Source organism: Lysinibacillus sp. Bpr_S20, from assembly GCF_023337835.1.
GTDB lineage: Bacteria > Bacillota > Bacilli > Bacillales_A > Planococcaceae > Lysinibacillus.
Genome location: NZ_JALNLQ010000001.1, coordinates 86,703 through 99,229 on the forward strand (window position 1 = coordinate 86,703; position 12,527 = coordinate 99,229).

13 protein-coding genes and 1 pseudogene are annotated in these 12,527 nt (G+C 36.1%); 9 read left to right on the forward strand and 5 right to left on the reverse strand.

Annotated features, from left to right (window positions below):
* Positions 1 to 289: 289 nt before the first annotated feature.
* Positions 290 to 1,168 (reverse strand): LysR family transcriptional regulator, encoded by an 879-nt coding sequence (locus MWJ95_RS00415; protein WP_249074293.1) that lies wholly within the window; start codon positions 1,166 to 1,168, stop codon positions 290 to 292.
* 103 nt (positions 1,169 to 1,271) lie between these two features.
* On the opposite strand from MWJ95_RS00415, the gene MWJ95_RS00420 reads away from it, so the two are divergent.
* Both MWJ95_RS00420 and MWJ95_RS00425 read left to right on the forward strand, forming a co-directional pair.
* A complete protein-coding gene (locus MWJ95_RS00420; protein WP_249103664.1) occupies positions 1,272 to 2,468 on the forward strand; it encodes a YbfB/YjiJ family MFS transporter in 1,197 nt (398 codons plus the stop codon).
* Between the two features lie 125 nt (positions 2,469 to 2,593).
* Complete coding sequence (locus MWJ95_RS00425; RefSeq protein ID WP_249074290.1) at positions 2,594 to 3,439, forward strand: hypothetical protein; 846 nt, start codon at positions 2,594 to 2,596, stop codon at positions 3,437 to 3,439.
* Between the two features lie 81 nt (positions 3,440 to 3,520).
* Here MWJ95_RS00425 and MWJ95_RS00430 read toward each other — a convergent pair whose 3' ends face one another.
* Positions 3,521 to 4,381 (reverse strand): YitT family protein, encoded by an 861-nt coding sequence (locus MWJ95_RS00430; protein ID WP_249074289.1) that lies wholly within the window; start codon positions 4,379 to 4,381, stop codon positions 3,521 to 3,523.
* A 34-nt stretch (positions 4,382 to 4,415) separates the two neighbouring features.
* On the reverse strand, positions 4,416 to 4,952 hold the full coding sequence (locus tag MWJ95_RS00435) for a helix-turn-helix domain-containing protein (RefSeq protein WP_249074287.1): 537 nt from the start codon (positions 4,950 to 4,952) through the stop codon (positions 4,416 to 4,418).
* Positions 4,953 to 5,128: 176 nt separating this feature from the next.
* Between MWJ95_RS00435 and MWJ95_RS00440 the strand changes: the two genes are divergently transcribed.
* The 6 genes from MWJ95_RS00440 to MWJ95_RS00465 are packed head-to-tail and all read left to right on the forward strand — an operon-like array spanning position 5,129 to position 9,725.
* Positions 5,129 to 5,380, forward strand: coding sequence for a PLD nuclease N-terminal domain-containing protein (locus MWJ95_RS00440; protein ID WP_249074286.1), 252 nt, complete (start codon positions 5,129 to 5,131; stop codon positions 5,378 to 5,380).
* A complete protein-coding gene (locus MWJ95_RS00445; protein ID WP_249103666.1) occupies positions 5,364 to 6,266 on the forward strand; it encodes an ABC transporter ATP-binding protein in 903 nt (300 codons plus the stop codon). The genes MWJ95_RS00440 and MWJ95_RS00445 overlap by 17 nt, the downstream gene beginning before the upstream one ends.
* A gap of 4 nt (positions 6,267 to 6,270) precedes the next feature.
* Complete coding sequence (locus tag MWJ95_RS00450; RefSeq protein ID WP_249074284.1) at positions 6,271 to 7,050, forward strand: ABC transporter permease; 780 nt, start codon at positions 6,271 to 6,273, stop codon at positions 7,048 to 7,050.
* A gap of 20 nt (positions 7,051 to 7,070) precedes the next feature.
* Positions 7,071 to 7,772, forward strand: coding sequence for an ABC transporter ATP-binding protein (locus MWJ95_RS00455; RefSeq protein WP_249074283.1), 702 nt, complete (start codon positions 7,071 to 7,073; stop codon positions 7,770 to 7,772).
* The gene (locus tag MWJ95_RS00460) at positions 7,762 to 9,348 is read left to right on the forward strand and encodes a hypothetical protein (RefSeq protein WP_249074282.1); all 1,587 of its coding nucleotides are present in this window, start codon (positions 7,762 to 7,764) and stop codon (positions 9,346 to 9,348) included. The genes MWJ95_RS00455 and MWJ95_RS00460 overlap by 11 nt, the downstream gene beginning before the upstream one ends.
* On the forward strand, positions 9,345 to 9,725 hold the full coding sequence (locus MWJ95_RS00465; protein ID WP_249074281.1) for a GntR family transcriptional regulator: 381 nt from the start codon (positions 9,345 to 9,347) through the stop codon (positions 9,723 to 9,725). The genes MWJ95_RS00460 and MWJ95_RS00465 overlap by 4 nt, the downstream gene beginning before the upstream one ends.
* A 40-nt stretch (positions 9,726 to 9,765) precedes the next feature.
* Here the strand turns inward: MWJ95_RS00465 and MWJ95_RS00470 are convergent, their stop codons facing one another.
* Entirely contained in the window at positions 9,766 to 10,317 is a 552-nt protein-coding gene (locus MWJ95_RS00470) for a GNAT family N-acetyltransferase (RefSeq protein ID WP_249103670.1), read from the reverse strand.
* A gap of 106 nt (positions 10,318 to 10,423) precedes the next feature.
* A pseudogene (locus tag MWJ95_RS00475) lies at positions 10,424 to 11,389 on the reverse strand (hypothetical protein); the annotation flags it as partial.
* Between the two features lie 720 nt (positions 11,390 to 12,109).
* Between MWJ95_RS00475 and MWJ95_RS00480 the strand changes: the two are divergent.
* Positions 12,110 to 12,424 (forward strand): hypothetical protein, encoded by a 315-nt coding sequence (locus MWJ95_RS00480; protein WP_249074279.1) that lies wholly within the window; start codon positions 12,110 to 12,112, stop codon positions 12,422 to 12,424.
* Positions 12,425 to 12,527: the final 103 nt, after the last annotated feature.

The following is a 12,527-nucleotide window of genomic DNA, read 5'->3' on the forward strand; positions in this document are numbered from 1 at the left end:
CGTCAAAGCGACGGATAGAATAGTCAAAGTGACGGATAGCCTCGTCAAAGCGACGGATAGAACCGTCAAAGTGACGGATAGAATTCAAAGCGACGGATAGAATAGTCAAAATGACGGATAGCCTCGTCAAAACGATGGATAGAACTGTCAAAGTGACGGATAGAATTCAAAGCGACGGATAGAATGGTCAAAGTGACGGATAGCCTCGTCAAAACGATGGATAGAACCGTCAAACGACGGATAGAACCGTTAAAGTGACGGATAGAATTCAAAGCGACGGATAGCCTCGTCAAAGCGACGGATAGTCGTATGCATCAATCGTCTCGAGAAAATATTTTAGCACAGGTGATTGTACTTCGTCATTGCGATAAATAAACCAAGTTGGAATTTGAGCTTGTTTTGTTGGTAGTATGTGCAGCGACAGTGACTGTGTATCCATATATCTTTCAGCGATTGCACGGGGTAGTAATGTTACACCTAGTCCAGCAGCAACGCAGCCAATGATTCCGTCGAGGGTGCCAAATTCCATGCGTTTTTGTGGTTGTACACCGTCTTCACGCAACCACTGCTCTAATATAGCTCTATATGAGCAGCCATGTGGAAAAGTAATAAATGTATTGTCTTCTAAATCTAGTAGGCTTTCCATTCGTTTATGCTTGTTAGATGTGATGATAACAAGCTCCTCACAAACAAATTCTTTCGCGAGGATATTTTCTTTATAAACAGGTCCTGTTACAAAAGCACCATCTAATTCATAGTTTTCTAGCCGTTCGATATTACGTTGGGATGGACTTGTCAATATTGTGATTTCCACTTGTTCATGGGCTTTATGGAAAGTTGTTAACAGCGTTGGTAGGTGTAGTGCCGCAGTCGTTTCCATTGAACCGATACGTAAAAGTCCTCTATTTTCTTCTGTATCCTGGAGTATTTCAAAAGATTTTTCATAGAGATGTAACATTTTTAATACGATGTCATAAAAATGTTCTCCCTTTGGTGTCAATCGGATGCCTCGATGTCCTCGATAAAAAAAGGTTGTATCGTACATAGCCTCAAGATTTTGAATTTTCATTGAGATGTTGGATTGTGTGTAGTTAAGCTTTGTAGCGGCCTTGGAGAAGCTACCTGTTTGCACGACTGTCCGAAAAATTAAGAGATCATTACTATTCATATGTTCCCTCCAGTCATCAGTTTATTTGATATCTATTATAACGAATTCGTGCTATTTGTGATAACTGAATTTTCGTTATAGTGAGAAGAGGGAGGGGAAAGATATGCATAAGCAAACAGTTCGATATTTAGTAGGAGGCATTTTTGCATTAGTCATTGCCATGGGCATTGGTCGCTTTTCCTATACGGTTATTTTGCCGTATATGCAAGATACTTTTGCTTTTAGTCGTGCCACAGCAGGCTTTTTAGCAACGAGTAATTATTTAGGATACTTAGTAGGGGCATTGGTGGCGGGACGCTTACAAATGGTCAATAAACGTATACCTTTTTTACAAATATCACTCGTTATTAGTATTATGGTAACAGCTATGATGGGCTTTACAGATGCCATTTTCGCATGGTATATACTTCGTTTTATATCAGGGGTTATGAGTGCCTTAATCTTTGTAATTGCTGCTAGCCTTGTGCTCGATCAGCTAGCTCGAAATGGTCAATCACATGTATCAGGTCTTTTTTATAGTGGGGTAGGTATCGGAATTGCTCTAAGTGCAGTTATTGTATCACCCATACATGCAATATTTGATTGGAATGGAACATGGATTGCTTTGGCGTTGTTTAGTGTCATATTGCTGGTATTCATCATACTTTTTATCAAGCCAATTACTCCACAACATACACAACAGAAACCAGGTCAAACAAAATCGTCCCAAAAAGTCCCACCTAAGGCATGGATGAAGTGGTTAATTATAGCTTATAGCTTAGAGGGCCTTGGCTATATAGTTACTGGGACATTTATTGTGTCCATTGCAGAAGAATCAACAAGCTTTCATGGTGATGCTTCCTATGTTTGGTTTGTTGTTGGGATAGCAGCCATTCCATCTTGCATAGTTTGCTCTAAATTGGCACAACGTTACGGCTATGTGAGAACATTATTAATTTCTATGCTTTTTCAAGGGCTAGGCATTGTTTTGCCAGCATTTGCGACAAATACGATGACACTCTATATAAGTGCTTTTATTTTTGGCGCAACCTTTATGGGCATTACAACCGTCGCGACCACTTTAGCAAGACAAATATTGCCGGTGAACAGTCACCAAATATTAGGTTATCTAACAGCTGGTTATGCTTTGGGACAAATGTTAGGTCCTTCACTTGCAGGGACATTAGCAAATTATTCAAACAGTTATCAATATGCATTATTGGGTGCAACAGCTGTTGTAGTAGTTGGAGCTTTTTGTCTAATTAGTGGATTAAACTATGAAAAAGAAAAAGTCGGAGAGCTGGATGCCATAAGTGAATAGAGAAGAAAGCCTAGCTAATTGGAGCAACACTTTATCAACACGTAATAACAAGTGAATGAAAGAATTACTTTTCAAATTACGTCAATACTAGAAGTGTTATCTGGCTGTCAAAAGGGGACTTATTGATGAAGAAAATAATGCTGCCTATATTATTACTATTCTTTGCAGTTAGTTTTCGTCCAATATTTGTTCACGCTAACGGGAATCAGAAAGAAGATTTACTGAAAATTGTTAGTAGGTTTATGCCAACCGATGCCTCACTTATAAGCCCAGAAAATCCTTCTTCCACACTGCCAATTCAACTCTATGACTTTGACCACGATGGACAGAAAGAAATGATTTTTACTTTTGAAGTGAAAGCAGAAAATCAACCTTCTCAGTTTGGATTCATTGTGCTAAAAAAACACAATTCGGATTGGCGAAATATTTGGGAAACTACAGTGCAAGGGGTCAATTTGGATTTTTCGGGTCTGGTAGATATAACCGGTGATGGTACAAAGGAATATTTATTTGGTGTGACAATTGGTGCAGCAGCAGGAAGCAAACTTGAAATTTATCAATGGATTGATAACTCGTTCAAAAAGATTGCGGATATTCCTTATCATAAAATGGATTTTGTGAATGGGAAACAAAAAGTTGGTCTAGCGGTTTGGGAAATGTATATTGGCGAAAGTTATTTAGTGGATGTACTGAAATGGAATGGTACTAAGCTGGTTTATGATGAGGAGCTGTATCACAAATATTATCCAATCATCGAAAAGTTTTATCAAGAAAAAATTTCAGAAATGGATGCCTGGTTTTATTGGTATTGCCTTGCAGATGCCCAAATTAAAGCGAATAAATTTGAAGAAGCATCTAAATCTATTCAAAAGGGTATGGCATTAGCTAAAAAATCATCAATGAAAGAGGTAATTCAAGACTTTAATGATTTAACTGAAAAGCTAAAAAATAAACGAAAGCATAGGCAATAAAACAAGTATTCACCAACAGAAAAACGCACACTACTAAATAATTTAGCAATGTGCGTTTTATAGTTGGATTGTGAATAGACTTTAGTGAATATCACGCTTTTTAAAGTTCCCGCCACGAACCTCTGAAACATCAGAAATAACGACGAAGGCACCTTCATCAATATCTTTAATAATTGACACAAGTTTATTTTCTTCCATACGGTTAATGACACAGTTTAATATATCAGTAGGTTCATTGGAGAAACCGCCACGCCCTTTAGTATATGTAACACCACGTCCTAAGCGAGCTTGAATAGCATCACCAATTTCATCTGATTTTGAACTAACAACACGTACATCTTTTGATTTTTCTAAACCTACTTGAATAATATCGATAACGTTTTTCGCAATATAGTATGTTAATGCTGAGTATAATGCACTTTCTAAGCCAAAAATAAAGCTTGCCCCTAAGAAAATAAAGGCATTAATAAATAATATAATATCCCCGACTGAAAACGGAATTTTACGTGACAGCAACACGGCTAAAACCTCAGAGCCATCTAAAGCACCACCGTTACGTAAGACAATCCCAATCCCAACACCCAGTAGCATACCACCAGATAAAACAATTAATAGTGGATCATTTGGACCTAAAATTGTTTTTACATCATGCATAAGCACTGTGGAAATAGATAGAGCTGCAATCCCAGCACTACTCATCAATGCAAAAGTTTTACCTACTTGTTTGTAGCCAATCCAAATAAAAGGAATGTTTAATACAAAGAGCAGTACGCCTAATGGAATACCGAAGAGGTGTGCGCCCATAATACTAATACCTGTCACGCCACCATCAATGACATCGTTCGGAATTAATACCGCTTCTAGTCCATATGCTGCGATGATGGCACCAATAATAATCATGATAAATTTTCGTGTGTTTTCAACTGACTTTCTTCTTTTCATAAATCTTCTCCATTTCTTTACGTAAAAATCATACTTAAGGTTTTGGGATAATATTTATAGCTATTGTTTTTGTCTCATTATTGTTTGAGTCGGCCATATTATAGTATTTAATGATTAAATCGTTTAATTCATTTTCAAAGCTCATAAATTGATCAGTCGTTAATGTTAAATCAATAAATGAAAAAGTTGATAAATCTGCAAGTCTTTCTTCTTCACCAAGTGAATGTAAATAATTTTGATATTGAGATAGTAAAGTTAATTGATAGTTAGAAACATAATTTAATTTTTGTTTGACCGTTAGTTGTGTCCAGTCCTCCTTACTAAGAATTTCTGCTCCTTCATTTAATGCATAAAATTTCTCTGTAACAGAACGGACTTTTCGCTCTTTCACAATTTTTATGATACTTTCATCTACTAAAATTTGGATGTGTCGATATAAAGTAGCCTGAGGCACATCCTTTATAATAGAATTCATCTCTAAAGTGCTTAAACCTTCTTCTTTATTGTGCATGAGAGCTTGTAAAATTTTCATTCTCACAGGGTGCATTAAAACTTCTGCTTTATTCCGCATAAAACGATCCTCCTGTCTAATGGAATCAAGGGAAGCAATCAAATATTATCAATATGAGAACATTCTCAAGAAATATACTATAGTTTTTTAAAAAGGATGTACAGTGAAAAGGTAATGAAATTTTTTACAGCTTATGTTATCATTATTGATAATGATAATGAATGGGGGTTTTAGGAATGAAATTGCACTATAGTTTTGATGATTTAGGCCAACTGGATTGGGCAAGCATACTCCCAATCATTTTGCCGTTTTTATTCGTAGGATTTGTTCTAATCATTGTTGCTTTATTCGATCTATACCGGCACCGAGATACGCGAGAAAACATACTGATGTGGACAATTATTATTTTGTTCTTTAACTCAATTGGTTCTGTCCTATACTTCGTTATTGGCAGGAGGGAGGTCAATAAACGTGCGCTTAGAAATTAAAAATATTACGAAAAGGTTTAAACAAAAAACAGCCGTGAATGATTTTTCAATGGTCATTGATGCGAATGAGTGTGTCGGGTTAATTGGACCAAATGGAGCGGGGAAATCCACGTTAATTCAAATCATTGCTGACATTCTAAATGCCGACAAAGGGGAAATTCTTCTTGATGGTCAAAAGATTTCATCTATAAAAAATCAAATTGGTTACTTACCTCAGTATCCTAATTTTTTCTCATGGATGACAGCATTTGAAACATTGTCCTTTATGGGAACACTTTCTGGCATAGCAAAAAGTGAATTGCAGAAAGAAATCCCATTACTTTTAGAAAAGGTCGGTTTAGGGAAGGAAGCAAATAGTCATGTCGGCACCTTTTCAGGTGGTATGAAACAACGCCTTGGCATCGCACAGGCATTATTGCATAAGCCAGCTTTAATGATTATGGATGAACCTGTATCAGCGCTAGATCCAATAGGGCGGAGAGAAGTGTTAAATCTATTAAAAGGGATCAAAAAAGAAACGACAGTTTTAATATCAACGCATATATTGAGCGATGCGGAGGAAATTTGTGAGCGTTTTGTGATGATTAAAAACGGTCATAAAATAGAAGATGCTACAAAATCAGAGCTACTTAAGCGCCATCAAGAATCAGCTATCTTTATAATGATTCGAAAAGCAGATTATCAATGGTTAACAATGCTTGAACATTTACCATATGTGGAAAAAATCGAAAGCTGTGGAAATGGCTTCAAAATTCATGTTGAAAATTTGGAAACAGATGCTAATCGATTAATACAGCATGGATTAGATTCAAAAGTGATGTTTACTAAATTTGAAGTGGGTATTCAAGACAATCTAGAAGAAATATTTTTAGAATTGGTGGTGTAAGAGAATGAATGCTTTTATGGCATTAAGCAAGAAAGAAGTACAGCAAATGGCAAGGGAATATAAAATACTCTGGCTCCCAATCGTATTTATCTTGTTGGGACTAACTCAGCCGATCATGATGTATTATTTACCTGTCATTTTACAATCTGCGGGTGGTATTGAAGGCATAACAATTGATCCTACGATGGCAAAGCCTGTGGGACAGGAGGTACTTGCCTCAACATTAAATTCTCAGTTTGATCAGTTAGGTATTATTATTCTGGTCGTAGCTACGATGAGTATTATTCAAGGGGAAAAAGCAAATGGCATGATGGCATTTATCCTAACAAGGCCAGTATCGATATCTTCTTATTTAAATAGTAAAATCATCATCCATTATATTTTGGCCGTTATCTGTATAGCTCTTGGTTATTGGGTATCTTACGGCTATTCAGCATATTTATTTACAACTGTTCCTGTGCCTCAAGCTATGTGGGCTTTAGCATTCTATTGTGTCTGGCTGTTATTCATCATAACGTTTGTTACGATGATGAGTACATTTTTTAATAGTCCTGCATTTATCGCACTAATAAGTATCGTTAGCCTATTAATTTGCCGTTTTGTCGCTGGACTACATCCATTCATAGACATTATTAATCCTGCTAGTAATAGTATGTATGCAACAAGTATGTTAATGTCGGGCGATGTGGATTCGTGGGTTGGCATTAATATTGTCGTAACGCTACTGTTAGTTGTATTGATGATGATTACTATGCAAAGTTTCATTGCGAAAAAGAAATTTTAAATGAAAGCAGGTGGGGAAACTTGTTATCGATACAAAATTTACAGAAATCGTATGGCCAGCATGAGGTTTTAAAAGGCGTAGAGTTAAAATTAGAAAAGGGAGAAATACTGGCGTTTGTTGGTGGAAATGGTGCTGGTAAAACAACGACGTTAAATTGTATTGCTGGATTAGTCGAACAAAATTGCGGAAAAATCACGATTAATAATGTTGTGAAATCACAGTCGCTCGACTATAAAAAGCAATTTTATTTTATACCTGATACGATTCATGTATTTAAAAATATAGCTGCATATGATTGGATACTTTTCGTTCTGAAACTATATGAAAAAACTGATGATGAAAAACTACAAAAATTTATTAACGTCTTTGGTATGGAAAAAAGTATTTATAAACCTATGGGAACGTATTCTTATGGAATGCTTCATAAAATGTCGTTGATCACTGCTTTTACAATTAGCCCACCAATCCTAATTATGGATGAGCCGTTAAATGGATTAGATCCACTTGCAGTCGTTGCTTTTAAAAATTGCATGAAAGAGTACGTTGAAAAGGGTGGGACTGTTCTTTTTTCCACGCATTTATTAGATGTTGCCGAGAAAATTTGTCAATCCATCTCGTTTTTAAAAGATGGAAAGATTGTCTTACATGAGCGTGTTGAGAAATTGCTAGTCGATGGGAGCTTAGAGACTATTTTTATGGAGAAACAAGCCAATGAAGGATAATATGCAATTAATCAAATTCTTTTTAACATCTTTTTATGCAAAGCCAAAGCAGCCAGTCATTCAAGTGCTTCTTATTATTGCATTTATTTATGTAGCGGTTCAGTACTTTGTGCTTACTCTCATTGTTTATTTTATAGCGACCCCAGCGGAGTATGTATTTTACAATGTACTTCTTTCAAATGGTGTGACATATATATTGACTTCATATTTTGCTATTTCGGTAGTGTTTAGTCAAAGTGATTTTTCTATGTTGGCTCATTTACCCATTTCTACGAAGAAGGTTGTCATGTCGAAAATTATAAGTGGGGTAACTTTACCGATCATGGCGGTAAGTATTTTATCAATACCTACATTTTTCATATTCCTGATTGAGTTTAAGCTAGGTGTTGCTATAAAATCACTGGCATTTTTACTTGTTGTCGACGTTTTAATTGTATTGTTCCTTCTATTTATATTGTCCATTTTGAATCATTTTCGCAGTAGGTTTAGTAACACATCCGTATATCTACTTGTTAGGCTGACGCTTATAGTAGGTATCGGAATCAGCCCAATACTGTACTTTCTCATAAAAAATTATCATGCAATCAGCACTGTTTTAGTGAAATTAGATGTTTCAACAATATCATCCTTAAGTGCTTCAATTTCTGATTTTCTAGCAATAGGTTATCGTTTTGCCATGCAACAGTCATTGGTGGATACATTTTTGTCATTCAATACGGCAATAAGTTTACTCTTATTATTCGTACTGTGTTATGTATTGTTTAAGGGAACTATAAAAATGATTGCATCTAAGTATTATGAACATGGCATGCTTGTAAGTAGAATAGAAAAAACGACAAAAGTTTGGGGGAGAGATACTCAAAGCAGCTTGGTCAATTATTTGCAGCGTGAATATTGGATTATTCAGTCTGAACCGTACTTTAAAATGCAAGCTATTTTAGGGATGATATTAACGCCTATTTGTACAATCATTTTCTTAATTCTTGTACAGACGAATATTTTAAAGGCTGAATGGATTGTGCACAATGAATCTTTTCTATTTGTCTATATGGTTTTGTTGATGAGTTGTGTGAACAATATTAGTGGGACTCCTTATTCAAGAGAGGGGAAATACTATGCATCCAGCATGACATTGCCATTTGATCAACAAAAGATTTATTTGGCAAAAGTTATGACTTCATCATGTATCGGGACAATATCGGTTGTAATAAGCTATATTATTTATATGCTATTTGGTAGAGGCAGTTTTATATCAGTACTGCATTTACTGATTTCATTACTATTAATCATTACTTATAATATATTGTCTCCGGTATATGATAGAAGGCATCCATTACTCGAATGGTCTAATCCATCGGAGGCCATAAAATCAAATCCTACAGTATTAATAAGCCTGCTATATGGTTTACCATTATTGATTATCGTTGGGCTCCTCCATTTTAGCTTGCTTACTATTAAAATTCCTCCAGCGATGACAGCCATCATTATTTTGGTCATTGTCACTTTATGTACAATTACAGTAATCTATAAAATGTTTTTTGAAAGAAAGAACTTGAAAGGATACGTAAACAATTGAATGTAAAAATAGATCCAAAAAGTAACATTCCTTTGTATCAGCAGTTAACCCAGCAACTACTTATTGAAATAGCGACGGGAAATTTGAAAAATGGTGACTCATTGCCCTCCATTCGTGATTTAGCGGCTCAAACAAATCTCAATCTTCATACGGTTCATAAAAGCTATAAGGAGCTTCAAATGAAGGGGATAATCGATATAAAACCTAACTCAAAAGCAATTGTTAATAAGTCTGCTGAAGCAAAGAGGGCTGACCTTCAACAAATTTCTATAAAGATTGAACAAATAATGTGTGAAGCTTTTGTTTTAGGTATTAGCGAGCACCAACTACAGCAGATGTTCCAAGAAAATTTGCTTAAATATTATAGTAAGCGTTAAGAAAGAGATGGCTTCTGCAATGTACAGAAGCCATCTCTTTTTAATGAGCATGTATTTTAGTAAACTCATCCTTTGTCATTCCAAAATAGACCTCGTCATAAAAGGTACCATTTGTATAAATCATATTTCTTAAGCGGCCTTCCTCCACAAATCGTAGTTTTTTATGTAGAGCTATCGATGATGCATTAAAGGAGTAAACACAAATAGTTGCTTTCTGATAGCGAAGTTCAAAGAAATAGTGCTTTAAAATCGTTAAGATCATATCTTTTGCATACCCTTTTCCTCTATGTGAGGGAAATACCGTTATAGCATAATCAAAAGTTCCATTCTTTGCATCACATCCTGAAACCTCAATGGTCCCCACGACATTGTTCGAAGCATCCTCTGCAATCCAGTAAAAATTATCACTCTCTGTAGATGCCCCTTGTGATATTTCGTTGATCCATTCTTCAATTTGCTGATTTGTCCGAGGAAAAGCGATGGAGTCAAGGTTTTTTAGTATATCATCATCTAAATTTTCTAACATACGAATGTCTTCTGATTTGGGCGCTCTTAACAGTATTTTATCCCCGCGCCAATAGGAGACTTTCATTGAAATCATCTACCTTTCTAATTTGCATAGTTAAATTATACCATTATCGTTGTGTGGAAAAGAAAAAAGTAAGAAACCACTAAAAGAGTTCCTTACTTTTACAATGTTATAGTAAAAACACCGCTACAATGGTTGTCACCACAAGACCAATCGCCATAGGCAATAAATTTCGCCTTGCAAGTTCGAAGGGGCTAACGTTACAAATTGCAGCAGCCGGGATCAAAGCCCAAGGAATTAATGTCCCACCGCCAACAAAAATTGCTGTTATTTGCCCTAAAGCTGTCAAAGTTGCAGTACCTCCACCAATAGCTTTGTCAAACAAACTACCGATGGAACCTGCTAAGGAAATACCTGAGAAGCCAGAGCCGTCTAAGCCTGTAATGGCACCAACGACCGCTAAAGTGACGACGGCAATTCCCTTTGTTAATGGAACTACCGCAGCTAGACCCACACCGAGATCATTGACGATACCATGTGAAGCGGCTGGTAAGTAGTCGTCAATAATTTGTGTGAATCCGGAATCTCCTAGATAGAAAAAAGCTGCGATAGGAATAACCGGCCCAAACACTTTAAAGCCGAATTGGAATCCTTGAATGAAATAGCTTGTTGTTTTTTCAAGCCCCTGTTTTTTATGAGCTACAACGCAAAGCAAAAGGAGTATAAAGACAGATGTGCCCCCTATTAAAGCAGTTGCATCGCCACCTTGTAATTTTAAGATAGACATGGCGATGACATCGAGTACAAAGGCTATTGGAATAAGTACTGCGAAAAATCGTTTTTGTCCGAGTGTTAGGAGGTTTTAAGGGATGACTCTTTCTACGTCTTCATTTGTGTCGTTTGTAGCATATAATTCCGCTGAGCCACGCTTCATATCACGGCGTAATAAGAAATAGGCGACTACCGTAGTCACAACGCCCATTGTCATAACAAGAGGGATACTAGCAGACATGACCTCACTTACTGGAATTCCCGCAGCATCAGCAGTTAGCTTCGGAGCTCCCTGTATAACAAAATCACTAGAAAGTGCAATTCCGTGACCAAATAAATTCATCGCCATCACTACACCCAAGACATGTATCGAAGAACCTTTTTTAAGTTGCAGGAGAAGGTTTCGATAATAATTTTGAAGTTAAAAAGGAAACAAAAAATCCCCAGTGAAATACTGGGGAGACGGTTTGTCAGGTAAATCATTTTTACTTTTCTAGATAATCTGCATGTAATGGCGGTGGCACTAACCAACCTTAAAAAAGGTCACTGAGTGAAGTGATCTTAATGAGGGAGGCTGTGACGGTCAACTAACGCCACAACCGAGTTAAGTGCGTACGATACACTCAATTTTAATGTATGCAAATTAAGGTTACCTATACATTAAAAAAGCCGCATCATCACACCCTAAAGCTCAGAAAAATGTTTGGAAGGCTGATTATGTAATAGTGGGATAGCGTTCTGCAAAACAACTTGGGGCGATGCAATGCTACAGGTTGGCTATCAAATTTGATTGAATGGTAGAAATAAGAATAGCTACTATAAATGCTCGGAGTTATGTGGGTTTAGTCATGAGCAATTTATAGCGGCTGAAGGGAATTACATATTATTAAGTATGTTTGTATCAAATTTATTTTATACGTAGGGAGAATAGATCATTTTGAATACGTGGAGCAACTTCATTTTTTATGTAGGAACTATGTTGATACATAATAATAATCCCAAAAATGTTCAGGTATAGTATTAGCTTGATTTCCAATACTAAACGTGTTTAAATATTTTGCCTTAAGAAAGGAGGCTTTTATTAGTGAGATTTCTAACATGGGGTGTAATTGGAGCCGTTATTTTGGGAGTAGCTAGAGGATTTCAAAATGGGACTCTTCAACGGTTCACAAAAAATATTTCGAATAAATTAAATCTACAGAATGCTCAACAAATGATGCAGCCAATACAACAAATGGCACAACCATTGCAGCAAATGTCTCAGCCTTTACAACAGATGAACCAAACTTCACAACAGTCGAAGCAACCTCAACAACAAGCAAACCAATCTTCACAACAAATGAATCAATCATTACAAAATACAGCCATTAACTCTTCAAGTGGTAATTCATCAAAATAATAATGTTTACAAATAAACAATTGTTATGAATGGGAGAATTCTGATGGAAACAGTTTATTCATCAGAATGTATTCATAGCAATTGACTCTACATATTTTTTTAG